The organism is Streptomyces sp. NBC_00597 (genome assembly GCF_041431095.1).
GTDB lineage: Bacteria > Actinomycetota > Actinomycetes > Streptomycetales > Streptomycetaceae > Streptomyces.
This window is the reverse complement of the sequence record NZ_CP107757.1, coordinates 1735845-1760142: the sequence shown is the minus strand read 5'-3', so window position 1 is coordinate 1760142 and position 24298 is coordinate 1735845. Positions and strand designations below refer to the sequence as shown.

At 73.9% G+C, this 24298-nt stretch carries 23 protein-coding genes; 8 read left to right on the top strand and 15 right to left on the bottom strand.

Annotated elements, in window-relative coordinates; translation table 11 throughout:
* The first annotated feature begins 54 nt into the window (after positions 1 to 54).
* A complete protein-coding gene (locus OG974_RS07545) occupies positions 55 to 888 on the top strand; it encodes a PaaX family transcriptional regulator C-terminal domain-containing protein (RefSeq protein WP_327281875.1) in 834 nt (277 codons plus the stop codon).
* Here OG974_RS07545 and OG974_RS07540 read toward each other — a convergent pair.
* The 10 genes from OG974_RS07540 to OG974_RS07495 all read right to left on the bottom strand — a co-directional run bounded on the left by OG974_RS07540 (position 885) and on the right by OG974_RS07495 (position 12487).
* Positions 885 to 1823, bottom strand: coding sequence for an NADP-dependent oxidoreductase (locus tag OG974_RS07540; RefSeq protein WP_327281874.1), 939 nt, complete (start codon positions 1821 to 1823; stop codon positions 885 to 887). The genes OG974_RS07545 and OG974_RS07540 overlap by 4 nt on opposite strands.
* 60 nt (positions 1824 to 1883) lie before the next feature.
* The gene (locus tag OG974_RS07535) at positions 1884 to 2294 is read right to left on the bottom strand and encodes a hypothetical protein (RefSeq protein WP_327281873.1); all 411 of its coding nucleotides are present in this window, start codon (positions 2292 to 2294) and stop codon (positions 1884 to 1886) included.
* 51 nt (positions 2295 to 2345) lie between these two features.
* Positions 2346 to 3398 (bottom strand): zinc-dependent alcohol dehydrogenase family protein, encoded by a 1053-nt coding sequence (locus OG974_RS07530; RefSeq protein WP_371645890.1) that lies wholly within the window; start codon positions 3396 to 3398, stop codon positions 2346 to 2348.
* A gap of 49 nt (positions 3399 to 3447) precedes the next feature.
* Positions 3448 to 4302, bottom strand: a complete 855-nt coding sequence (locus OG974_RS07525; RefSeq protein ID WP_327281871.1) for a DMT family transporter — start codon at positions 4300 to 4302, stop codon at positions 3448 to 3450.
* Positions 4303 to 4653: 351 nt separating this feature from the next.
* On the bottom strand, positions 4654 to 5466 hold the full coding sequence (locus OG974_RS07520) for an alpha-L-glutamate ligase (protein ID WP_327281870.1): 813 nt from the start codon (positions 5464 to 5466) through the stop codon (positions 4654 to 4656).
* Entirely contained in the window at positions 5463 to 6452 is a 990-nt protein-coding gene (locus OG974_RS07515; protein ID WP_371645888.1) for a RimK family alpha-L-glutamate ligase, read from the bottom strand. The genes OG974_RS07520 and OG974_RS07515 overlap by 4 nt, the downstream gene beginning before the upstream one ends.
* A gap of 130 nt (positions 6453 to 6582) precedes the next feature.
* Positions 6583 to 9954, bottom strand: a complete 3372-nt coding sequence (locus OG974_RS07510) for a hypothetical protein (RefSeq protein WP_371645886.1) — start codon at positions 9952 to 9954, stop codon at positions 6583 to 6585.
* A gap of 120 nt (positions 9955 to 10074) precedes the next feature.
* Positions 10075 to 10803 carry a zf-HC2 domain-containing protein gene (locus OG974_RS07505; RefSeq protein WP_327281867.1) on the bottom strand — a complete coding sequence of 243 codons (729 nt, stop codon included), beginning with the start codon at positions 10801 to 10803 and terminating at the stop codon, positions 10075 to 10077.
* On the bottom strand, positions 10800 to 11396 hold the full coding sequence (locus tag OG974_RS07500; protein ID WP_054221182.1) for a sigma-70 family RNA polymerase sigma factor: 597 nt from the start codon (positions 11394 to 11396) through the stop codon (positions 10800 to 10802). Before OG974_RS07500 ends, OG974_RS07505 begins: the two co-directional genes overlap by 4 nt.
* Before the next feature lie 98 nt (positions 11397 to 11494).
* Positions 11495 to 12487 (bottom strand): DUF1996 domain-containing protein, encoded by a 993-nt coding sequence (locus tag OG974_RS07495; RefSeq protein WP_327281865.1) that lies wholly within the window; start codon positions 12485 to 12487, stop codon positions 11495 to 11497.
* A 112-nt stretch (positions 12488 to 12599) separates the two neighbouring features.
* On the opposite strand from OG974_RS07495, the gene OG974_RS07490 reads away from it, so the two are divergent.
* The 6 genes from OG974_RS07490 to OG974_RS07465 all read left to right on the top strand — a co-directional run bounded on the left by OG974_RS07490 (position 12600) and on the right by OG974_RS07465 (position 19702).
* Positions 12600 to 13349 carry a DUF1838 family protein gene (locus OG974_RS07490; RefSeq protein WP_327281864.1) on the top strand — a complete coding sequence of 250 codons (750 nt, stop codon included), beginning with the start codon at positions 12600 to 12602 and terminating at the stop codon, positions 13347 to 13349.
* Positions 13350 to 13527: 178 nt separating this feature from the next.
* Positions 13528 to 13659, top strand: coding sequence for a hypothetical protein (locus OG974_RS07485; RefSeq protein ID WP_327281863.1), 132 nt, complete (start codon positions 13528 to 13530; stop codon positions 13657 to 13659).
* Positions 13660 to 13706: 47 nt separating this feature from the next.
* Positions 13707 to 13874 carry a CU044_2847 family protein gene (locus tag OG974_RS07480; RefSeq protein ID WP_327281862.1) on the top strand — a complete coding sequence of 56 codons (168 nt, stop codon included), beginning with the start codon at positions 13707 to 13709 and terminating at the stop codon, positions 13872 to 13874.
* A gap of 5 nt (positions 13875 to 13879) precedes the next feature.
* Positions 13880 to 14377: a hypothetical protein gene (locus OG974_RS07475; protein WP_329312716.1), complete on the top strand. Its 498-nt coding sequence runs from the start codon at positions 13880 to 13882 to the stop codon at positions 14375 to 14377.
* 579 nt (positions 14378 to 14956) lie between these two features.
* The gene (locus OG974_RS07470; protein ID WP_327285991.1) at positions 14957 to 16738 is read left to right on the top strand and encodes a S8 family serine peptidase; all 1782 of its coding nucleotides are present in this window, start codon (positions 14957 to 14959) and stop codon (positions 16736 to 16738) included.
* Between the two features lie 189 nt (positions 16739 to 16927).
* Positions 16928 to 19702: a LuxR family transcriptional regulator gene (locus OG974_RS07465; RefSeq protein ID WP_328761716.1), complete on the top strand. Its 2775-nt coding sequence runs from the start codon at positions 16928 to 16930 to the stop codon at positions 19700 to 19702.
* Between the two features lie 27 nt (positions 19703 to 19729).
* Here the strand turns inward: OG974_RS07465 and OG974_RS07460 are convergent, their stop codons facing one another.
* From OG974_RS07460 to OG974_RS07440, 5 genes are all read right to left on the bottom strand, one after another.
* A complete protein-coding gene (locus OG974_RS07460; RefSeq protein WP_328765122.1) occupies positions 19730 to 20644 on the bottom strand; it encodes a glycoside hydrolase family 19 protein in 915 nt (304 codons plus the stop codon).
* Positions 20645 to 20816: 172 nt separating this feature from the next.
* A complete protein-coding gene (locus tag OG974_RS07455) occupies positions 20817 to 21230 on the bottom strand; it encodes a rodlin (protein WP_327281859.1) in 414 nt (137 codons plus the stop codon).
* A gap of 224 nt (positions 21231 to 21454) precedes the next feature.
* Entirely contained in the window at positions 21455 to 21646 is a 192-nt protein-coding gene (locus OG974_RS07450) for a DUF5302 domain-containing protein (RefSeq protein WP_327281858.1), read from the bottom strand.
* 146 nt (positions 21647 to 21792) lie between these two features.
* Positions 21793 to 22158, bottom strand: coding sequence for a darcynin family protein (locus OG974_RS07445; protein ID WP_328761714.1), 366 nt, complete (start codon positions 22156 to 22158; stop codon positions 21793 to 21795).
* Between the two features lie 69 nt (positions 22159 to 22227).
* On the bottom strand, positions 22228 to 23121 hold the full coding sequence (locus tag OG974_RS07440) for an NAD(P)H-binding protein (RefSeq protein WP_327281855.1): 894 nt from the start codon (positions 23119 to 23121) through the stop codon (positions 22228 to 22230).
* A 107-nt stretch (positions 23122 to 23228) separates the two neighbouring features.
* Here OG974_RS07440 and OG974_RS07435 point away from each other — a divergent pair, with 107 nt between their 5' ends.
* Entirely contained in the window at positions 23229 to 24269 is a 1041-nt protein-coding gene (locus OG974_RS07435; protein WP_328761712.1) for a LysR family transcriptional regulator, read from the top strand.
* The last annotated feature ends 29 nt before the right edge of the window (positions 24270 to 24298 follow it).

Sequence of the window (24298 nt, the reverse complement as noted above, 5' to 3'; positions counted from 1 at the left end):
GGCTCGCGGGGGAGGGCTCGATATGATCGCGACCGCTCACAACGGAAGGCGATCATGTCGGACAGTCCCCTCAGGCCCAGCTCGTTGATCAACACGGTCTACGGGGCGTTCCTGCGCCGCCTCGGCGGCTGGATCTCCATCGCCGACCTGATCACGCTGATGGGCGAGCTGGACGTCGACGGACCGGCGGTGCGGTCGGCGATCTCGCGCCTCAAGAAGCGCGGCGTCCTCGAACCGGAGCGCCGGGGTGCCACCGGGTACCGGCTCAGCTCGGCCGTGCACCCCGTCTTCGACGAGGGCGACCGCCGCATCTTCGCCAGTCTCGAACCCGCCGACCTGGCCGACGGCTGGGCCATGGCGGTGTTCTCCGTACCGGAGTCCGAGCGCTCCCACCGCTACCAGCTGCGCACCCGGCTGACCTGGCTCGGCTTCGGCAACATCGCCCCCGGCGTGTGGCTGGCCCCGGGACGGCTCCTCGACGACGCCCGCGGAATGCTCGTACGGCTGGGCCTCAGCGAGTACGTGCATCTGTTCGCCGCCGACTACGCCGCCTTCAGCGACCTGAAGCAGACGGTCGGCGACTGGTGGGACTTCCCGGCGATCCAGACGCAGTACGCGGCCTTCACCGACACCTACGCCCCCGTCGCCGCACGCCTCGCGGCGGAAGGCGAACCCGGCCCCGCCGAGGCGTTCCGCCACTACGTACCCCTGCTCACGCAGTGGCGCCGCCTCCCCTACCTCGACCCGGGCCTGCCGACCGAACTCCTGCCGCCCGATTGGAACGCGGTGGCGGCCCGCCGGCTCTTCCAGCAGCTCCACGCGATCCTCCAGACCCCCAGCCTCCACCACGTCCAGGAGGTCACGGGCCTGCAGGAGGCCACCCCCTAGGGCACGAGGACGATCTTGCCCTGTACCCGGCCGGTTTCGCTGAGCTCGTGGGCCTTCGCGGCCTCGGCGAGCGGGAAGGTCCCGGCGATCGTGGGGCGCACGCCGTGGGTGTCGACGAGTTCGGCGAAGGCGGTCAGCACGGCGGGGGTGGGCTCCAGGAAGAACTCCACGAACCGTACGCCGAGTTCGGCGGCGCGCGCCGTCACCTCGGTGCGGTCCACGCCGACGCCGACGACGTCGACGAGGATGCCGCCCGGCTTGAGGGTGGGCAGGCTGCGCGGGCCGTAGTCGTTGCTGACGGTGTCCAGCACCGCGTCGATGCCGCGCAGCGCCGAAAAGTCCTCCACCGTGTAGTCGATCAGCTCGTCGGCGCCGAGTCCGCGCAGGTAGTCGTGCTTGGCGGAGCGGGCCGTGCCGATGACGTACGCGCCCCGGGCCTTGGCGATCTGCACGCCGAGGTGGCCGACCCCGCCGGCCGCGCCGTGGATCAGCACCCGCTGGCCGGGCCGTACGTCCGAAAGGGTCACCAGAGCCTGGTGGGCGGTGAAGCCGGAGATCGGCAGGGCGGCGGCGCCGACGTGGTCGAGGGTGCGCGGCTTGGGCGCGATGCGGTCCTCGGTGACCACCACGTGGTCGGCGTGGCTGCCGTGCGGCGGGACGGTCCAGCCGTAGACCTCCTCGCCCACCGAGAAGCGGACCGCTCCCTCGCCGACGCCCTCCACGGTGCCGCTGAACTCGTGGCCGAGCACGAACGGCGGCGGCCCGAAGAAGTCCACCTTGCCGGTGCGGACCTTCCAGTCCGCGGGGTTCATGCCGGCGGCCCGGACCCGGACCAGGACCTCGCCGGGGCCCGGGGAGGGGAGGGGAACCTCGGCGAGTTCCAGCACGTCGGAGCTGCCGAGTGTCTGCTGTGTGATCACGCGCGTCGTCGTCATGCGGATCAGTCTGACCCTAACGATCATGGATCGAAACCGGATTGGCCCGGTCCGCAATTCCTAGGGCAGCGGCGCGATGGTGTACGTCGGGACCGACGGGTCGCCGGGTCCCGGCTTCCACGGCGTCCACTCCGGCATCGGGACGTGCGTCGGCGCCGACGGCGGGTGGGGGCCGCGGTTGGGGTTCTGCGGGATCTGCGAGGTGCGCGGTGGGGGCGGGGACTTCGGACGGGCGCCGGGGGTGGCCGCGGGGTCCGGGGTCTCGTCCGGCTCCGTGGAGGCGGCGGGCGTCGGCGTGGGAGTCGGGGACGTCGCGGTGGGTGGGGGCGGCGTCGGGCTCGCGCCAGGTGCCGGCGGGTGCGGGTCCGGCCGCGCCGGGGACGCGCCGCCGGAACAACCGGTGAGCAGCAGGCCGGCCGCCAGCAGTGCGGTCACGGCCCCCGGTATCGCGCCGCGAGGGCTGACGCCCACCGGCCACCTCCTGGGACGATGATGATCTGGTCAGTGCGCCGAGATCGTAGCTCAGGCCTGAGCGAACGCCCCCGGTCGGATGATGGTCACGCCGCGCCCGGGCGCCGTGCCCATCGCTGCCAGGGCCGCCGGAGCCGCGTCGAGGGAGATCGTCCGGGTGATCAACAGGTCGGGCCGCAGCGTCCCGGACCGGACCAACTCCAGCATCGGCGGGTACGCGTGCGCCGCCATGCCGTGGCTGCCGAGGACCTCCAACTCCCAGCCGATCACCCGCTCCATCGGCAGGACCGTTTCCCCTCCCGCTGCCGGCAGCAACCCCACCTGCACGTGCCGGCCCCGCCGGCGCAGCCCCGCCACCGACGCCGCCGCGGTCACCGGCGAGCCCAGGGCGTCGAGCGAGAGGTGCGCGCCGCCGTCCGTCACCTCCCGAACCGCGTCGGCCGTACCGCCCGCCCGCGCGTCCACGCAGTGCGCCGCCCCGAACTCCCGCGCCAATTCCAGCGCCCCCGGCGCCGTGTCCACGGCGACGACCCGGGCTCCGGCCGCCACGGCGACCATCACGGCCGACAACCCCACCCCGCCGCAACCGTGCACGGCGACCCACTCGCCCGGCGCCACCCGCCCCCGCGCCACCACGGCCCGGAACGCCGTCGCGAACCGGCAGCCGAGCCCGGCGGCCGTCGCGTACGAAAGCTCCTCCGGCACGGCCACGAGATTGACGTCGGCATGCTCCAGGGCCACGTACTGCGCGAAGGACCCCCAGTGCGTGAACCCCGGCTGCGTCTGCCGCGCGCACACCTGCTGGTCGCCGGCCGCGCAGTCCGCGCAGCTCCCGCAGGCGCAGACGAACGGCACGGTGACCCGGTCCCCGGGCCGCCAGGCGACGACCCCGGAGCCCACCGCCTCCACCACACCGGCGAGTTCGTGTCCGGGCACGTGCGGCAGCACGACGTCCGGATCGTGCCCCATCCACCCGTGCCAGTCGCTGCGGCACAGCCCCGTCGCCTCGACGCGCACCACGACCCCGCCCGGGGACGGACTCGGATCGGGCACTTCGCGGACCTCGGCCGGCCGGCCGTACTCCTCGAACACCACCGCGCGCATGGGACCGCCTTCCACTCGACTGCCCGCACGCTACCCCGCGGCCGGGCTGTCAGGGGGCGCCCGTACCGGCCCGGGCGAGCGCCACGACACCCCCGCAGATCAGCGCCACGCCCAGCAGTTGCGGCAGCACCCACCAGCCGGCCCGCAGGTGCTCCTCGTACAGGGTCACGCCCAGCGCGATGCTGACACTCGCGTCGCCCAGCGTCAGGGCGGGCTGCGAGGCCACCAGCGGCCCGCCCTGCACGGCGTGTTCGAGCAGCAGCACGGCGCAGATCCCGGTCGAGGCGAACGCGTACGTCTGCCATGCCGTCAGGAACGCGCCGATCCCGTTCTCGGTCAGCACGTACACGGAGTGCTTCATCAGGGCGGCCGTGAGCGCGTAGCAGACGGCGGTGGCCGCGCCGAGGCAGCCGGCCCGGGCGCGCCCCGGCGGGCGGCGCAGCCCGGCCGCGGCCAGGCCCGCGACGACGGCCGCGCACACCGCGAGCGCCGGGATCCACCGGTCGATCGGCACGTGCGTCCGGTTCCCGGCCGGGGAGGCCGCGGCCAGTGCCACCCCGAGCCCGGCCACCACCCCCGCCACGGCCAGCCACAGCGCACCGGGCAGCCGCCGCCGGGCCAGCAACGAGGCGATCAGCAGCGCGAGCGGCAGTTCCAGTACGAACAGCGGTTGTACGAGGACCAGCGCGCCGGTGGCCAGCGCCGCGGCCTGGCCCACCCCGGCCGCGATCACGGCCAGGATCCCGGCGATCCACACGGGCCTGTGCAGCAGGTCGAGGACGAGGCCGAAACGGAAGCCCTTGCTCTGCGGCACGGTGAGCGCGGCCCGCCGCTGGAGCACGGTGGCCAGCGCATTGCTGAGCGCCGCGAACAGCGCGAAGAGGACCGGCACCACGACGCCCATCCGCCGATCCTCACGGCGCCCGCCACACCCACCCGCCGCCGACACGCCCCGCCGGCGCGGATTCCCCCGCCCGCCGTGACGGTGCCTCGTACCCGCAGGCGTTGGGCCGGGCAGCGGGCACGTTCGCCGCCGGTGTCACCGTCGTCGCTGCGACGGCGAGCGCCGTCGCGAACGCGATCGGCCAGGGGCCCCGGGCAGCCGGGTCCGCACGGTCCCGCCCGCCCCGCGGCGTTCTCCCGGCTACCGTTGGGAGATGCCCAGGGCACCGCACCTCGCTGCGTTGTCGGGCGCGCCCCAGTACGTTCGGTAGGCGGGCGGCCCTCCGCCGCGCGAGGAACGGCGCCACATGGTCTAGCGGCCGTCCCGGCCTGCGGCGGCCCGGTGCAGGGCCAGGGCCGCGAGGGCCTCCGGCGCGCCGGCCTGGCCGCGGATGCCGGGGAAGGCGTTGACGTCGACGATCAGCGGGGTGCCGTCGCCGGTGTCGATGAGGTCCACCCCGTAGACGTCGAGCGCGAACACCTCGCCGGTCCGGCGGACCACGTCCGCCCAGCCGGGCGGCAGTTCGGCCAGGGCGAGCGGCCGCGTTGGACCCCGGCCCCCCGGTGCGAGCTCGGAGCGGCGCAGGGCGGCGAAGATCCGGTCCCCGATGGCCCACAGCTTGTGGTCCCAGCCGCTGTTCGGCGCGAACTCCTGGACCACGACGGGCTCCTGCGGCCAGGCTTCGGCCAGCGCGTGCAGCCGGGCCGCGTCGTCGACCCGGGCGACGAGGTCGTGCCTGCGGCTGTGCCGGCTCTTGACGACCAGGGGCGGGCCGCCGAGCGGCGCGCCGGCCGCCCAGGTCGCGAGGGAGTCGTACGTACGGGTGCCCGCGAACGGCAGACCGGCGCGCAGGGCGAGCTCCGCCATCTCGGTGCGGTCCTGGCAGAGCGTGGTCGCAGCCGCCGAGTTCAGCACCGGGGCCCCGCGCCGCTCCAGCTCCCGTGCGAGGTCCAGCGCCCGCGGTGTCCGCGACTTGAGCAGATACGCGTCGGCCAGGTCCTCGGGGGCGTCCCCCTCCGCGCCCGGATCCAATGAATCCACCCGGTGCCCGGCGGCTTCGAGCAGCGCCGTCGCGGCGGCGAGCAGCGGATGGCCGGGCTCCGGCGTGACGAGGCAGATCCTCACAACGCCGCCTCGCCGGCCCGCGCGGGCGACTGCACGGGGCCTGCCTGCACGGGGCCCGCTTGTACCGGAGTCCCGGGGGCGGAGGATGCCTGCAGGGGAGACCCCTGGGCCGGGATCGGCAGCGGCAGGCCGTGGGTCCGCGGGCGGCCGCCGGCCGCCGGCTGTGCCGTCGGGCTGCCCGCCCGCGCCAGCCCCAGCACGGCCCGTGCCACCCGGGCCGCAGCGTCGGGGACCTGACGGAAGCTCGGGAAGTCGTTCACGTCCACCACCACGGGCCCGTCCGGACCCAGCAGCACGTCCACCCCGTACAGGTCGAGCCCGTACACCGCGCCCACCTGCGCGGCGATCGCCGCCACCTCGGCCGACAGCGGCACGCGCCGTTCCCGCACCGCCGGATCGGGGTGCAGGGGAGAGCAGCGCTCGGTGGCGAACAGCTCCCCGCCGACCCCGTACACCTTGATGTCGGTGCCCGAGTTGGCCACGTAGGGCTGCGCGATGAGCATGTGCTCGCCCGCCAGCCGCGGGAGCAAGGCTTCGAGCTCGGCGGGCGAGGACACCAGGTGCACGGCCCGCCCGGAGCTGCCGTCCGCGGGCTTGACGACGAGCGGGTACTCCGCCGCCGGTACCTCCCGCAGCAGTTCCGGCTGCGCCGCGGCGTACGTCGGCGGCATCGGGAGCCCCCGGGTCCGCCCGATGGCCGCGGCCAGCGCCTTGTCCCGTACGCCGCGGATCGACCGGGCGTCGTTGACGGTGGTCATCCCGGCCGCGGCCGCGGCTTCGAGCAGGGTCAGCCCGGGCCCGCCCGACACGGTTTTGAGCACCCAGGCGTCGTGCGTGCCCGAGCCCATGACCTCGCTCATGCGCAGCAGCGAACCACCCGGCCGCACGACGTCCACCCGGTGTCCCCATGCATTGAGTTGCCGGATCACCTCGTTCGGCATGCCGTCGTGGCGGTAGTGCTCCTCCACCAGGAAGCTGAGCCTCATCGACCTTCCCCATATTCCCCGGACGTCCGCCGATCCCGTCCGGCGAGTTGTGACGTCACAGGATGTCATGGACCGCAATGTGATGATCGGTCCGGATGGGGATGGAGACCGCGCAACCGCCGGGCGCACGTCACTCGTGGTGCGTGACCGCCACGAGTGCCGCGTCCCGCACCTCCGGTTCCGCGTGCCGCCTCAGCCCCCGCAGCAGCGCGCGCCACTCCGGCGGCCAGCCGAGGCGTCGGCCCAGGGTAGCGGTGAGGGCGACCGCGAACATTCCCGGTACCCGCGCCCCGTCCCGTGCGAGAGCGCCTACGGCCGCCAGGACCACCTCCGGGTCCCCGACCCGGTCGCCGTGCAGGTTCCCGTCGCGCAGCGCGTTCGCCGTCGACACGGCCAGCCCGGGCCGGCCCTCGTGGGCCGCGACCAGGTCGTCCAGGGCCGCCCGCAGCGCCGGGAGCTCCGCGCGCAGGTCGACCGAGCGCCGCAGCAGCGCCACGCGGGCCGTGGCCAGGGCGGGTTCGCCGGCGAGCTGGCGCACCAGGGCCGCACGCCGCCCGCGGTGTTCCTCGGCGAGGCCCTGGCTCAGGAACCGCAACCGCTGCAGGGCCGGCAGATCCCGCTCCGCCTCGGCCTCCGGGTCACCACCGGACCGTACGACGGCCAGCAGTTCGTCCACGGCGCGGTGGAACTGGCTTCCGGGCTCGCCGCCGCCCACCGGGTGCGGCAGTCCCGAACCCGCGATCCCCTCCAGCGCCGCCGCCGCTGCCTTCCAGCCGGGGTGCGGCGTCAGGTCGCAGACCGCCAGCCGTACGGGGTCCGCCGCCTCGGGCGCGTACGCCACCCAGCCGGGCAGCGCGGCGACCGCCCGTCCGGCCACGGACCGGTGGGAGGAGGAGGCGAGGAGCGCCACCAGGCGGGCGTAGCGGGGCCGGTGGTGGTCCGCCACCCGCAGCGCCGGGACCTGCGCGATCACCGTCCCGGCCTCCTCGGTGCCGCTCGCCGCCGCCGTCTCCAGCAGGTTCCAGGCCTCCCCGGTCTCCAGCAGCCCGATCGCGAGGCTCACGGCCGCGGTCACTACGTCGGGGTGGCAGTCCGCGTCGCCGGCGAGCCGCCCCAGTAGCGCCGCGGCCCGGTGGGGCGGCAGGAACCGTACGGTCAGCCGGGCCGCCTCCTTGCGGCTGGTCACCTTGACGCCCGACGAGCCGCCCAACAGCCCGTCCAGCAGCTCCGCGAGCCGGGCCGGCGCGGTGCCCGCCGCGGCCCGCCCGGCGGCGTACACCGCGACGTGGGCGTGGTCGTCGCCCGCGTGCGCGAGCAGTTCGGGCAGGAAGGCGGCCGGTTCCGCCGTCCGGGCCGAGGCGGCGAGCGCGGTCTGCGCGAGCAGCGTGTCCGCCGAGCGCGCGTACCGTCGTACGAGCTCCGGCCCGTGGTCGGGTATCCGCGCGGCGTCCCGCAGGACGATGGCCCGGTCGTAGACCGCCCTGGACTCGTCGCCGACGGCGACCTCGGCCAGCCAGGCGGCCTCCTCCTGCTGGCGCGGCACCCACCGGTCCGCACGCTCGAACCGGGGGAGGGGCCGGGCGGTGCCCTCCTGCAAGAACCGGCCGTACGGCGGGCGCGCGGCGAGTACGCGGTCCAGCAGATCGGTGCGGTGCGCGGAGAGGACCTCCAGTACCGGCGCCAGCGCGACCGCCGAGGGTTCCTGCTCCAGCAGCTCGGCCACCCGCTCGCGGCGCGTCGCCGGGTCCGCGAGCCACACCCGGACGAGCTGGGGGAACACCCCGTCGGTGCACCGCCCGCGGGCCTCGCCGAGCATCCGCTGGAGCTCCGGCATGCGGCGGCACCGGTCCCCGAGGTAGCCCGCGAGAGCGAGCAGCGGCTGGTGGTCGCCCTCGCCCGCGCGGACGTCGAGCCAGGGCCGCACGGCTTCGAAGATCCGCTGCTCCCGGCCGCGCGGCAGATCGCGGCCCGGCGCGCCGAGTACGAGGCGCCCGGTGCGGACGGTGACTTCGCGGAGGGTGCGCAGCGCCCAGCCGAGTGGTGCGGGGCCGGCGGCCTGGCCCTCCAGCACGTTGAACACCAGGCGGTCCAGGGCCCGGCGCGTCTCGGCGGAGCAGTCCCGGGCTTCCAGGGCGTCCACGGCGATCCGGTCCAGGTGGGCGACGGACGCCTCGGGGGCCAGCAGCGGCACCGGCACCCCGGCCAGCGCCGCGAGGACGCCGGCGCGCACGGGGTCGCGGTCGTTGCGCAGCCGGCCCGCCATCGGTCCGAGCACGTCGGCCAGGGCTTCGGCGTCGTGCGCGTGGACCGCGTTCTCGACGAGCCGGACCCAGGCCACCCGGCGGGTGTCGGCGTCGGAGCTCCGCGTCGCGGCAAGGAGTTCCGGCCGGGCCTCCTCGACCGGAAGGTGCGAGGCCGCTTCGAGCAGCCGCTCCACCGGCCACGCGTCGCGGCGGGCACGCTCCGCGCGGCACCGCGCCTCGCGCTGGCGGCGCTCGCGGGGGAGCACGGCCAGGACCGCGTCGGGGATCAGCCCGTCGGGAGCGGGCGCGTGCTCGGTGGCCGCGTCGTGGAACGCCTCGCGCCGGTCCGCGGGCAGCGCCTTCACCAGCGCGGCCAGGTGCGCGGGCCGGCCCGCCCAGCGGCGGCCGAGGGCGGGCAGGGACGGGGGATCGGCCAGGACGAGCCGCCGCAGCAGGGGCTGCGGAAGGAGGTGTTCGTAGTGCCCGGTCCCGCGTGCGGGCGCGGTCAGCCAGCGTACGAACCGCTCGGCGTCCACCGCGACCAGGTGCCGGGCCCGGTCCTCCAGGGGCCGGGGCAGCCGCACCGGACCGTACTGCTCCAGCAGCGCGAGCACGCGCTCCGGCGCGGCGGGCAGGGCCGCGGCCACGCCCGGAGCCCGGCGGTGCCACCAGCTTTCGCGCAGGCCCTCCGGCAGTTCCGCGAGTTCGCTCGCCGCCTGGTCCAGCACCGGGCCGGGATGACTGCGGCCCAGCCGCGCCCACCGGGTGACGGCGTGCGCCAGCTGCGGCAGCAGCCGGGAAGCGAACTCCGCTCCGCAGGCCGGGAGGAGGGCGGCGGCCTCGCCGTCGCCCCACTGGGCCCGCAGGACGGGAGTCAGACGTTCCGCGAGCTCCCGGCGCTCACCCCGCAGCACGGCGAGGGCCAGGTCCCCGCGGATTTCGGCGGAGGCGTCGTCGTACGCCGCCTCGATCGCCCCGTCCGGCACGGGCAGGGTGTGTACGGCCCGCAGGGCGTGGGAGCGCACCAACGGGTCCGGGTCGGCCAGCCGCTGCGCCAGGTACTCCGTCTGTTGTGCCGCGAGCGCCGCGAGTGCGGCCAGCCGCTGCTCGTAGCGGCCGAGTCCGGCCAGCCCGTCCAGTACGCCGGACAGTTCGCCGGTGCGGGCGAGATCGCGGGCGGTGGCCGTGAGCAGCCGCAGCCGGTCGGTGTACGGGAGCGGATCGAGGTCGGCGAGCAGGCGTTCGGCAGGGTGCGGCATGCGGACAGTGTGCCCACCGGGGCCGACGGGGCGGAAACCGGTTTCCCGGCGACCCGCTTACGGGCGAGAGCCCGGGCAGCCGACCCACGGCCGCCCGGGCTCCTCGAAGCGCCCCGCCGGCTACACCGGCATGGGCACGGACACGAACCGCTTGCCCGAGTCGTTCTCGACCAGGACCTCCTTCACGTTGGCGGGGTCCACCGCCGCCGACCCGTCCAGCGAAGCGCCCTTGCCCTCGCCGTTCTGGCTGCCGACGACCCAGCTGCCGGCCGGCGTGCGCTTGCCGTCCCGCCCGACCACGACCAGCATGCAGCGCTCGCCCGGCGGAATCCCCGCCACGGCCGCGTGCACCCGGACCCACTTGGCGGCGGGCGTGACCTGAACGGTCATCCGCGCACCGGTAGTCGCATCGGTCGCCGCGGCCACCTTCGTGCCGGCCACCGGGGGTGACGGCGCCGCCGTGACCGTGGGCGTGGGCTGCGGAGGCTGTGCCACCACCCCGCCGTCCGCGGAGCCCAGCTGCGCCCCGGCCCAGAACACGGCGGCCAGCGAGGCCGCCGCGGCCAGTCCCGCGACGCCCCAGCGCCGGCGTCGCTCCCCGGCCGCCTCGCCCCGCACCTGCCGCAGCGTGCGCTGGAGCAGCAGGTCACCGCCCTGCGGCGGCCCGTCGAAGAAGGCCTCCACAGGCACCTCTCCCAACGCCGCTTCCATCTCGCGCAACGCGGCCACCTCCTCACGGCACTGCACGCAGCCGCTCATGTGTTCCTCGACCCGGCGGACGTCCTCCGCCTCCAGGACGCCGAGAACGTACGGGCCGAGCAGTTCCTCCTCGTGCCGCTGCCGGTTCATGCCACCACCTCACGCAGTCCGGCGGGCCGCTGGGGCGGCCTGCCCATTCGATTGCCCTCCTTGGTACTTCCTTGTCGGAACACCTCGCGCAACGCCTTGAGCGCGTAGTGCGCGCGGGATTTGACCGTGCCCGCCGGAATGCCGAGGCTGTCGGCCGCCTCGGCCACGCTCAGCTGGCGGTAGTACAGCTCCTTCAACACGTCCCGGTGTTCGGGGGACAGCTGGTCCAGGGCCCCCAGCACGGTCATCGTGTCCACGATGGAATCGGCGTGGTCCAGCTCGACCGGCGGAGCGGCGGCCGCCCCCGAAACCTCCGCGGGGCGCGCCGCCTTGGCCCGGTAGCGGTCGGTGATGATGTTGCGGGCCACCGTCAGCAGCCAGCCGCGCACCGAGCCCTTCCCGTTGACCAGGACCTCGGAATGCCGCCAGGCCCGGATGAGGGTTTCCTGAACGACGTCTTCGGCGGTGGCCCGGTCTCCGGTCAGTCGGGTGGCGTAGGCGAGCAGGGCGTGGCCGTGCTCCTCGTACACCGACCTGATCAGTGCCTCATCGGTCGAGCCCCGCCGCGTGCGGGGCCACAGTGGTCCGGCCATCTCACCTCTCCGTCTTCCTCGCCCATCTGGTGCGGACAGAACACGCTCCTGCGGAGCGCGCGGTTCATGTGACCTGCGTCACTGCGGTGTCGCGGTGCTCAGGTGCGGCAGGTGCGCCCGTCGTTCAGACAGGCGACGACCGAGGCCATCTGTGCGTCCGTCATGGCGTCCACGAACATCGCGTGGTCCGTCTTCGGGCTGTGCCGCTGCTCGGGGAAGGAGTCCACGGCGACCAGCACCCCCGGCGACACCTCGTACGCGAGGGAGATGCGCAGCTGGGGCACGGCGAAGGTGCCCTGCGGGCAGACGCCGTTGGACGCGGGGAAGACGAGGTGCGAGCGGTGGCCGGGGCTCTCGGTGTCCAGTCCGTTCCAGCAACTGGGGAAGACGAGCGTACGGGTGAGGCGCTCGCCGGCGGGGCAGCGCGGGTAGCGGGTGGTGAACCGGTCGGGGGAGCCGGAACAGCCCCAGCGGGCGCGGACGTCGCCGTCGCTCGCCGCGGTGTAGGCCACCGCGTCGCCGGTCATCGCACGCAGGAAACGCGGCATCGGCACGACCTTGCCCACGGGACTGCCGCGGAACTCCACGGACACCGCGGCCTCGGGCAGGATCTCGCCCGCGTTGCCGTGCCCCGCGGAGCTCTCCTGCGGGTGGCCGCCCGCCCGGTCCGGTCGGCGCAGGACCGGCCAGTAGTACGTGGACCGGTCCCCGCCGCGGCAGCTGGTCGCGGCGGCGGCCAGCGAGGCATCGGTCGACATCGCGTCCGTGGACAGGTTCCCGACGTACGCGTGGGTGTGGTGGGCGCCCGCGCGCAGCCCCGGCGACACCACCAGGTTGTCCTCGTTGTAGTGGTGCTCCTCGTTGCGCCCGCAGTCCACCGTCACGCGGCCCGTCGAGGCGTCGGGCCCGGCCGACGGCTCGCCGGGTCCGGGCGGTACATCCCGTATGTCCACGTAGTCACGGGTGTTCATCCCGGAATGCGGCTTCCCGTCGGGGCTCGCCAGCCGGGTGGCGCCCAGCGCGGCGGCCGTCAGCCCGATGCCGAGCACCAGGCAGACGAGCAGGGTGAGCAGTCGACGTTCGTTGCGCATGCGGGTCACGGTCGCCGGTGCGCGCCGCAGCGTCAACCTGGCATCCACATGTCGGCCAGGCCGCTGCCCGGCGGCTTGCCGGGCCGGCGCGGGACCGCGCACAGTACCCGGCATGACACCCGCTGAGCTCCTGCACGCGTTCGCCCGCACCCGCGCCTCGCTCGACGGCGCCGAGGTGACCTTCTGGTGGACCGGGGACATCTACTCCTGGGCACCCGACGAGCCCTACCGGCACCTCTTCGGATTCGAAGGCCTCAACGTCGCCCGCCTCGTCGGGGACGAGGAAGGCGGCGGCTTCCAGCTGCTCAACAGGGAGGCCGCGTTCTACCTGGACCCGCGGACCCGGGAGATCCTGGACACCTGGGAGGGCAAGCCGGTGGTCCACGTCTGGAACGATCCGGCCAACCTGCGACTGCGGCCGTTCCCGGTACCCGTGACCGAACTCGGCGACCAGGTCTGCTTCAGCCTGGAGGTCCCGCTCGCCTACCCCTCGCCGCTGCCGGTCGCCCAGTACCCGCTGAACTCCGCCGACGACACGTACAGGGCCCTGGAGCTCTTCCAGTTCTTCGCGCCGGGCACGGTGCTCACCACCGACGAGCCCAGCGTCCCGTGCACCATGTCCTGGATGCGGATGTCGCCGTGGCTCCCGTGGATGGAGCAGGGGCAGCGCCCGGGCGGGCTCACCTTCCACTGCCGGGGCCGCAAGCTGGGCTCCCACGCCGAAGTCCCGGAACGCACCCGTACGTACGTCGCGGCCCGCCACCCCGAGTACGCCCACGCCCCGGAGAAGTGGACCGGACCGAACGAGACGAGCTGGACCTACTTCCGCACCCACCACGGCGCCCCCGAGCCCCGCCCCTAGCGGGGTCCGGCGCCCGGACGGCGTAGCCCGGGGTGCGGCGCATGCGAGGGGTGATGACGATGGTCAGGACCCGGCAGCGGTCCTGCACGCGAGCGTCGATCGCATCTGCCGCCACTCCGACGCCCCCGCTCCCGTCGGTGTGCGGTCTCGGGCGGACGGCGTGCACGGAGGAGGAGTTGTGGCACCTCTGGCTCGGATCCCGCTCGACGCCGGGGGCGCTCTCCTGATCGAGGCCCCGGCCGGCATCGACGGTCCGGTGAAGGCCGGCCGCGTCGGCGCCGCCATTCGCGAGCTGCCGTGGGGCCTGTAAGAAGCCCTGGCCCGGTCACGGAGGCGGCGCGAGCCACCCTCGACCCATTGCCCAGGGCGTGCCCCGACGAGGTCGTCATCGAGTTCGGCGTCGACCTCGCGGTCGAGGCAGGGGCCGTGATCACCAGGAGCGGCGCCGCCTGCCACCTGAAGGTGATCGTGGCGCGGAAGGCGTCCGGCGGCGGCCGCGCGGGCCCGGACGAGAGCGTGGGCTGATCCGCATGGACAACGCCTACGTCACCCCGGTGGGGGTACTGCGGGAGCTATGGCCCGACCTGGCCGAGCAGGAGGTGTGCCCCTACCGGGGACTGGAGCCGTTCACCGCGGAGGAGGCCCGCTGGTTCGTGGGCCGGAAGGACGCCGTTCGGCAGGTGCTGGCGAACCTGGCCCGGCAACAGAGGCTGACCCTGCTGCTGGGGCCGTCCGGTTCGGGCAAGTCGTCCCTGGTGGAAGCGGGTGTTCTGCCCGCGCTGGCCGCGGGTGAACTGCCCGGTAGCGACCGGTGGCTGCCGGTCGTCGCCCGCCCGCGGCAGGATCTGTTGGCGGAGATCGAGCGCGCCGGCAGCGCCGACGACACGGTGCGGTTGTGGGACGTCCTTCCCCAGCCCGCGGAGGCGATCCGAAAGATCTGCCGGTCCGTCCACCGGGACCTCACGCCGGAGGAGCGCGCTGCCTACCTGCCCGGCCAGTCGGTCGGGGCCGTGTGCACGTCCCGTTGATGCTTCGAAGCTCCACACGTTGAGCAAGTGCTCTCCTGCACGGCCCGACCCGTAGCCCGGGACGGGCCGTGCCGTGCCGTGCTGTCGGGGTGGCCGGATGCCCGGGTTCTGGGGGTTTGGCGGGAGGTGCGAAAGGCGGGGTGTGCGGGTGCTCGCGACAGGGCACCCCTGGGGGCGGTGCAGGTGGGGGCGGGGGGTAGGGTCCGGGGGAGGCGTAGGGGGGCGGCAGGGGTGCGGACAAGGGTTTTCCCCGTATCGGGTTCATCCCCGCGTTGCCTACTGTCTGCCCACCGGCGATCTCTCCCGCTCCGAACGGACCCCGCACCAACCCCACATGGTGTGAAGCCGTGCGGTCGGGTGGATCGCCCGCACCGCCGTTGCCCCGGCCCCGCCGAAGCGGCCGGGACGACGCGGCGAGCAGCGGTGGCCGGGACGGGCGTGACCAACCCGTCCCCGGCCCCGTAGTCGCCGGTTCACCTCCCACACAGCTCCATCCGCCCGCTCCGGCTTGCCCGGAAACGGCCCGCGAAAGGGAACACCGTGCACGCAACGAGACGCAGGCTCATATCCGTGGCGGCGATGTCCGTCACCCTGCTCGCCGGCTCCGCCACGGCTTCCGTGGCCCTGGCCGGCGCGGAGCCCGCGCCGGCCCCGTCCGCCGCGACCCTCCCGGCCGCCGGTGCGCCCGCGGCCCCCGCCGCCGCGCCGGTGCAGAACCTGATCGTCGGCTACAAGTCCACCGCCACCGAGGCCAGTTCCAACAAGGCGGCCGCGGACGACGCCGCCGCCAAGGGCAAGAAGGCCGGCAAGAAGGCGAAGTTCGACCGTCGCCTGGGCACCGGTGCCGCTCTCGTCAACCTGGGTGGTGCGACCGCCCCGGCCGACGCGGCGAACGTGATGGCCCAGTTCCGTGCCGACCCGGACGTCGCGTACGTCGAGGCGGACGCCCGCGCCTACGCGATGGCCGCCCCGAACGACACCGAGTACACCAAGCAGTGGGACCTCTTCGAGCCCACCGGCGGCATGAACGTTCCGGCGGCCTGGGACAAGACCACCGGTTCCGGCGTCACCGTCGCGGTGATCGACACCGGCTACGTGGCCCACTCCGACGTGGCCCCGAACATCGTCGCCGGCTACGACTTCATCTCCGACTCGACCGCCGCCCGTGACGGCAACGGCCGTGACAACAACCCGGCCGACGAGGGCGACTGGAGCGCGGCCGGCGAGTGCGGCACCGGCTCCACGGCCAGCGGCTCCTCCTGGCACGGCACCCACGTCGCGGGCACCATCGCCGCCGCCACCAACAACGCCAAGGGCGTCGCGGGCATCGCGTACAACGCGAAGATCCAGCCCGTTCGCGTGCTGGGCAAGTGCGGTGGCACCACGTCCGACATCGTCGACGCCATCACCTGGGCCTCCGGCGGCACCGTCTCGGGCATCCCGGCGAACGCCACCCCCGCCAAGGTCATCAACATGAGCCTCGGCGGCTCCGGCGCCTGCACCGCCAGCTACCAGAACGCGATCAACGCGGCCGTCGCCCGCGGCACCACGGTCGTGGTCGCCGCCGGCAACAGCAACGCGGACGCTGCCGGCTTCTCGCCCGCCAGCTGCAACAACGTGGTCTCCGTGGCCGCCACCAACCGCACCGGTGACCGCTCGTTCTACTCCAACTACGGCGCCAAGGTCGACGTCGCCGCGCCGGGCGGTGAGACCCGCCGCGCCACCGACACGCCCGGCACCGTCACCACCCCCGAGAACGGCATCCTGTCCACGCTGAACAGCGGCGCCACGACCCCGGGCTCGGAGATCTACAAGCCCTACCAGGGCACCAGCATGGCCGCCCCGCACATCGCGGGTCTCGCCGCCCTCGTCGTCGCCGCCAAGCCCTCGCTGACCCCGGCGCAGGTCGAGGCAGCCATCAAGGCCAACGCCCGCCCGCTCCCCGGCACCTGCACCGGTGGCTGCGGCTCCGGCATCGCCGACGCGGCCGCGACCATCACCGCCGTGACCTCGGCGCCCGTCCCGGGCTTCGAGAACACCACGAACGTGAACATCCTCGACAACACGACCGTCGAGAGCCCGATCACGGTCAGCGGAGTCGCGGGCAACGCCCCGGCCGCGCTCAAGGTCAACGTCGACATCAAGCACACCTACATCGGTGACCTGAAGGTCGACCTGGTGGCCCCCGACGGCAGCGTCTACACGCTGCACAACCGCGCCGGCGGCGGCACCGACAACATCAACCAGCAGTACACCGTGAACGCCTCCTCCGAGGTCGCCAACGGCACCTGGAAGCTCCGCGTCAACGACAACGCCGGCGGCGACACCGGCTACATCGACGCCTGGAGCCTCGGCTTCTGAAGGCCCGATAGTACGGACCATTGAGCCCCGCGGACCTGTTGGTACACCTCGTACCGGCAGGTCCGCAGCCGTTTCCTGACAGCTGACTGAATTCTGCGTCACAATCCGTGTCCACCCGGCATCCGACCTCGTATTGTCGCCTCTCACAGGAGAGGCACAGAGTGGGGACCGAGAGGCTGGTGGCTGTGCGTGGTGGCGGCGACGGGGAACGCTGACACGACCGTCGGGCACGGTGAACTGATCAAGGCGGTCGACCGCGCGCTGAGCACGCACGGGCGGGCGCTGCTCACCGGACCCGCCGGCGCGGGCAAGACCGAGGCGCTCGGCGCGGTCGCGGTCGCCGCCGCGACCCGCCACGAGACCGTGCTCCGCCTCGCCCCCGAAGCCACGGACCAATGGATTCCGGAAGCCTCCGCCGCCGCACTCCTCGCCTCCGTCCCCTGCGCCGCGCTGGAGCGGCTCTCCGGACCCCAGCGCACCGCCATCGCCCTGCTGCGCCGCGAGACCGACGCGCCCCGCGCCGGCCGCGACCACGTCGCACTGCGCCTCGCCGTCGTCGAGGTGCTCCGCACCCTCGCCGCCGACGCCCCCGTCCTGCTCGTCCTCGACAACGCCCAGTGGCTGGATGCGGAAAGCACCGATCTGCTCCGCTTCGCCCTGCGCCTGACCCCGCCCCGCGTGCGGGTCCTCGTGGCCGAATGCGTCCAGGGCGGCGCCCCCGTCGGCGGGCTCCTGTGCGGCCCCGGCACCCCCGCCATCCGCGTCCCCGCGCTCGGCGCCGACGAGATAGCCGAACTCCTCGCCCGCCACGGCCTCCCCGCCCGCCTCGCCGGCCGCATCCACCAGGCCAGCGGCGGAAACCCCCGCCTCGCCCTCGCCCTCGGCCACTCCCTCGCCGAAGCCGCCGAGGCCCGCGACGCCAGCGCCCACCACGCGGACCCGCTGCCCCTGTCCGGCCAGGCCCGCGAAGTCGCCCGCCGGCTCCTCGCCGAAGCCCCGGCCCCGGCCCGCCGCACCCTGCTCCTCGCCGCCCTCGCGGCCCGCCCGACGACCGCCCTGCTGCGCCGGGCCGGCCGCCCCGACGCCGAGGCCGAACTCGCCGAGGCGGAACGGGCCGCGCTCGTCACCGTCGGGGAGGACGGCGCCGTCGTGTTCACCGCCGGCGCCCTGCCCATGGCCCTGGCCGCCGACGCCGGCTGGCCGGAACGCGCCGCCGGGCACGCCGCGCTGGCCGCCGCCGTCGACGACCCCGTGCAGGCCGTACGCCACCGTGCCCTGGCCGTGGACACCCCCGACGAGTGGCTCGCCGCCGAGATCACCGAGGCCGCCGCGGCCTGCCGCAGGCGCGGCCAGCGCGCCCTGGCCGCCGAACTCGGCCTGCTCGCGGCCGAACGCACGCCGAGCAACCGGCCCGGGGACGAACTGGCCCGCCTCGTCACCGCCGCCGAGGACGCGGGATGGGCCGGACGCGCCGACCTCGCGCGCCGTGCCACCCGCGCCGTACTGGCGCGCGACGCCTCGCCCGCCGACCGGGTACGGGCCCGCCTCGCCGTGATGGACGCCGCCGGACAGGCCCTCGCAGCCCTGGACGAGACCTTCGCGCACGCCATGGACGACGCAGCCGCGGACCCCGCCCTCCAAGCGGCCGTGCAACTGCGGATCGCCTGGAAGCACAACCTGAGCGACGGCGACCCCGTCCGCTCCCGCGACGCCGCCGCCGAGGCCGGACGGCTCGCCGCCCGTGGCGGCGACCAGGTCGCCGAGGCCATGGCGCTGACCGTACGTGCCCGGATGGGCCGCATCCTGGGGGACCCCGACGCCGAGGACATCCTGGCCGAGGCCCTGGCCCTGCCCGCCCCCGAGGTGCCGCTGGGCATGCGCAACGCGCCGCAGTACCTCGCCGTACGGCACGCCCTGTTCGACGACCGCCTCGCCGACGCCCGCCACCAGTTGCTCCTCCTGCTCCCGGCCGTCCGGCGCACGGGGTCCGCGGAAGACGTCTTCGAGGTCCTGCGCAGCCTCACCGAGGTCGAACTGCGGCGCGGACGTTGCGCGATCGCGTCCGCGCACGCCCGCCGCGCCCTCGAACTGACCATAGAGGCGGGCCTCTCGCCCGGCCCCGCCTGGTACGCCGCCGCGATGGCCGAGGCCACGGGCGGCAGCTTCGCGCGCGCCGCCGCATACGCCCGGCGCGGCATCCAGGCCTCCGAGGAGGAACACGACCAGGTGTTCCTCTCGCGCAGCCTGTACGCGCTCGGCCTGACCGAGCTCGCGACGGGGGAGGCCGCGGGCGCCGTGGCCACCCTGCGCCGGGTGGCCGAACTGGAGGAGGCCCAGCAGGTCGTCGACCCGTCGATCCTGCGCTGGCACGGCGAACTGGCCGAGGCGCTGGTGGCCGCCGACGCGCCCGACGAGGCCGCCGAACTGCTCGTCGGCGTCCGTACGGTCGCCCTCCGGCTCGGACGCACCGCGGTGCTCCCCGCGCTCGACCGGGCCCGCGGCCTGTGCCTGTCCGCGCACGGCGAAGCCGACGCGGCCGTCGACCTGCTGGCGGCCACGGCGGATCGTTTCGCCGCGCTCCAGCTGCCAGTGGAACACGGTCGTACGCTGCTCGCCCTGGCCCGGGTGGAGCGGCGCCGGCGCCGGCGCGCACCCGCCCGCGCCGCGCTGCGCGCCGCGGCCGAAGTGTTCGCCGCGGCCGGCGCGAAGCCCTGGGCCGAACTCGCCGAGGAGAACCGGGAGCCGCTCCCCGCCGCCGCGGGCGGCGCGGCCGTGGTCCTGGCGGCCCTGACCGAGGCGGAGACCCGCCTGGCCCTTCTCGTCGCCGAGGGCGCCAGCAACCAGGAGGCCGCCGCGAAGCTCTTCGTCAGCGTCAAGACCGTCGAGGCCCGGCTGACCCGGATCTACCAGAAGCTCCGCGTACGCTCCCGGGCGCAGCTGGCCACCACCCTGCGCACCCTTTGAGGGAGCGCCGGGCGGTGGCCCGGCCGGTCAGCAGCTGAGGTTGTTGCCCGGCGTCACGCCCAGGATCTGCGTGAAGCTCTGGTAGGCGTTCACCCGACTCTGGACCTGGGCGGGGTTGCCGCCGTTGCACTCCAGGGACCCGTTGATGGAGCGGATCGTCTCGCCGAAGCCCGCTCCGTTGACCATGGCGGCGTGGGCGGTCATCGTGCCGGGGCCGTTCTGGGTGTTCCAGTACCACAGGGCGGTCTTCATGGCGACGGCCGGATCCTGCTCGACGAGGTACGGGTTGGCGAGCAGGTTGATGCCGAGGGCGTCGCCGGCCGCCTTGTAGTTGAAGTTCCAGCTCAGCTGGATCGGACCGCGCCCGTAGTAGGCGGCCTGCCCGGCGGGGCAGCCGTACGGCTGGCTCGCGTCGCAGTAGTGGGGGTAGTTGGCGGTGTTCTGCTCGACGATGTAGACGAGCCCGCCCGTTTCGTGCGAGACGTTCGCCAGGAATGCGGCCGCCTCCCGCCGCTTGACGGTGTCGTCGCCGGTGTTGGCGAAGGCGGGGTAGGCCGAGAGGGCCGAGACCAGCCCGTTGTACGTGTAGAAGGAGTTCCGGTTCGGGAACATCCGGTTGAACTGGGCCTCGGACACCACGAATCCGGACGGCGTGCCGGGGTCGGGGTCCTGGCCGCCACCACCGCCGCAGGCGCCGAGGTCGGACCAGACGCCCCACTGCCCGGTGGTGCCGGGCGTCTCGCCCTGGGTCCACCACTTGGCCTGCCAGTTGTGCCCGCTGTACGAGGCACTCATGCCGTTGGTGTAGACGGCGGACGAGGCCCACGGGGTGACGCAGGCCGCGGCCGCGGACGCGGGGGAGGCGGGGAGGGCGACCGCGAGGCCGAAGGTGGCGGCTGCGGCTGCGGCCAGGGCGAGTGCACGGCGGCGAAGCGCACGCATCACGTAATTGCTCCTTCAGTGGGGGGAGTTGCCGTGGGGGGCGAGTACCGCCACTGAATCGAACTGGTCTGGACCTGTCAAGGTCTAGACCAGCATTCATTGCGTCCGGACAAACGGGCAGGGCCCGTACGCGCCATCGCGCGTACGGGCCCTGCCGGTCGTCCAGGAGCGGTCAGCTGCCGGCGGAGAGGTTGCCGGAGAGGACCGGGATGTTGCTGAGGATGTGCGAGGCCGAGTCGTCGCCCTTGGCCTGGGTGGAGTTCTCGGTGCACTGCTGGTTCATCGGGTTGTGCAGGACGTTGATGTCCTGGACGCCGACGTTGGCGATGACCGCCAGCAGCGACTGGGCGTTGACCTTCGCCGGCAGGCCGACGCAGAGCTTGTTGAGCGAGCCCTGGACCAGGCTGAGCTGGGGGCTCATCGCACCCTCGGTCTCCTGGTTGCCGTAGATCTGCGCCGCATCGTTGCCGTTGATCGTGTTGATGCCGTTGTCGTTGCCGATCGCCATCGCCGGGGCGGCTACCGCGGCGCCGAAGCCCAGCACGGAGGCGGTGACCGCAGTGGTGGCCATGAACTTCTTCAGCATGAGGTGGTTCCTTCTGTCGCACTGTTGCAATGGGATGGCTGCCCCCGGCGGGACGAGCTGATCAACTGCCAACGGCGCGCTTGGTTATTGCGTGTCACCCGAGTGGCCCAGTGCACCGCCGGCGACCCGGGGACACGCGAAGGGGGCCGCCTCCCGCTCGTCGAGCGGGAGGCGGCCCCCTGTCCGACCTCTTCAGGGCATCGCCGTGGAGACCGTGGCGGCGGTCAGCCCGTCTTGCGGCGGGTCTTCTTGTTCTTGCCGCCCGCGCCACCGCTGGCGCCCTGGATCTTCGCCCGGCTCTGGTGAGCCTGCTGTGCGTGGGCGCTGCGGGCGTTGCGCTCAAGGGCCTCCCGGAACTTGCGCTTGGCCTCCTCGGCCGGCGATTCGCCCTGCGGGGTGTCCGACTCTTCTGCCATGTGTCCTCCTGGGTTGACCTGAAGCCGACCCAGTCTGCCACCCGCCGTCCCCCCTGACCAGCGAGTTCCGCACCGACGACCCCCGCGGCGCCCGTTCGGCGCCCGTCCGGGAGCAAGCCGGGAGCAAGCCGCAACGGGACCCGGTGTCACGCGCTGATCGTGGCGACTGGTTCGAGGCCGTAGGTTCGGGCGTAGCCGTTCTCGGTGCCGACGAGGAGGTCGACGACCTCGAAATAGCGGTCCCAGAACGGGGTCTCGCGCAGTGCGTCGATGAGGAGCTGGTAGGCGTGGTGGTCTTCGGCTTCCCACACCCAGACGTCGGTGACGCGCACGGAGTAGAACTCCGTGTCGTAGAAGCGTGACCGGACGCCGGTGGTCTTGGCCTCGATGGCCGGCAGGACCTGGGTGGTGAAGGCGTGCACGCGTTCCTGGACGGTCAGGGCGAGCCACTCGGGTGTGGTCTTGACGAGCATGAACGCCGTGACCGGCGGTTCGGTGTGTTCAGCTGGCATCGGGGTGCCTCCAACGTGGCAGGTGGTCGGTTCGCCGGGCTCCGTGCGTTACGGCGTCGGTGCTGGTCTTCAGGCGAGGACGGCGGGCTTGAGGGTCTGGGCGCACCATTGCGCGAAGGTGGTGGGGGAGGAGGTGTCCGGGGTGCGGGTGATGCCGGCGTCGAGACCCTCGTCCTTGGCCCGCTTCATGTCGACGATGCCCTGGACGAACGTCTCGTTGAGGCCGTAGCCGACGAGGGTGGTGTACAGCTCGTCGAGCGGCTGGCGTTCGAAGCGGACGGGACGGCCGAGCTGTTCGGTCATGATGCGGGCCAGGTCGTTGGGGGACAGGTCCTGCGGTCCGAGGACGGGGACGCTTCCGGTCCCGGTCCACGAGCGGTCCAGCAGCAGGCGGGCGGCGGCGGCCGCGATGTCGGCGACGGCGACCAAGGGGGCCTTGCGGTCGGCATCGACCGAGTCGGTGAACACGCCGTTCTCGCGGATCGAGTCGGCCTCCTCCAGGAGGTTCTCGAAGAAGGACGGGTTCGCCAGGGCCCGGTAGGCGACACCGGACCCGGCGATCAGGTCGTCCATGGCGAGGGAGGCGGTGACGAGGCCGGCCCGGTCGGCGAGCGGGGTGCCGCGACCGAGCGCGGAGACGCCGACGACGTGGCCGACGCCGTGGGCGGCGAGCGCCTCGACGGCGGGGCGGGTGAAACCGCTGAAGCCGTCCTGCGGGGTCACGGAGGCGTTCGGGGGGACGAGCCAGAAGACGGCGTCCGCGCCCTCGAACGCCCGGTCGAGGACCTCGGCTTCTGCGTGGGAGCCGGTGACCACCTCGACGCGTCCGCGCGCCGCGTCCGGAAGCCGGGCGGGATCGCGCACGATCACGCGCAGTTCCTCGCCCGCGGCGGGGGCGGACTCCAGGAGCCCGGAGAGCAGGTGACGCCCGATGTTCCCGGTGGGGGCAGTGATGACGATCATGAAAACCTCATTGGCCGTGCGGTTTCGGTACGTCCGTCATCCTGCTGAGGATCTCCGTGATGCCACAATGGGAACTTCAGCACGCAATCATTGACTGAAATGGAATAATGCTGGTGAGCAGCCCGGATCGGGTCATCGACGCCAATCTCGCCATCGCGCTGGATGCTCTGCTGGCCGAGCACAGCGTGACCCGCGCCGCCGCACGTCTACACACTTCGCCCGCTGCCATGAGCCGCACCCTCGCCCGTCTGCGCCGCATCCTCCAGGACCCCCTCCTGGTCCGGGCCGGGCAGAGCATGGTTCCCACCCCGCGCGCCCAGGCCCTGCGCGAGGAAGCCGCCGCAGTGGTGCGCAGCCTCGGTGCGCTGCTCAGTCCTGGCGCGAGCGTCGACCCCGCCAGCCTCAGCAGCACCTTCACCCTCCAAGCCGCCGACCTGGTCGGCGCGGTGCTGGCCCCCGGACTGTTGCAAGAGGCCCAGCGGGAGGCGCCGGGGGTCTCCTTCCGGATCCTCGCCGAAGAACTGGAGGCGGGGCCCGCCCTGCGCGACGGGCGGATCGACCTGGAGATCGGATCCATCGATCACGTGGACCCCGAAACGCGGATCGAAGAACTGGTCAGCCTGCGCATGGTGGCGGCCGTCCGGCCCGGCCATCCGCTCACCGAAGGGCCGCTGACCCCTGCCCGGCTCGCTGCAGCCCCCCACGTCGCGGTGAGCCGCCGCGGCCGGTTCACCGGCCCCCTCGACACCGCCCTGGCCGAGCGGAACCTCCACCGACGGGTCGGCATCGTCCTTCCCAGCCACCTGGCCGCGATGACCCTCGCCGCCCGTAGCGACATCGTCTGCCTCGTACCCGCCGCACTCCCCGGCGCCGCCCCCTCGTCCCTCACTCACGACGCCGTCGCCCTCGGACTGCACCTCCTCGACATCCCCCTGGCGCTGCCACCGCTGACCATCGGCATGGCCTGGCACCCCCGGCACACGGCCGACGGAGCCCACCACTGGCTCCGCAGCGCCGTCCGCCGGACCCTCTGCGCACCGACAGCAGCTTCGGGGACCTCGGCGGCGGACGCGACCGACCCCGAGCAGATACACGAAGTCCCGGGACTCGCGGGGAGTCCCGGGACTTCGCTGGTGCACTTCGCTTGACCGCCGTGTTCAACGACGGACCGCGCCGA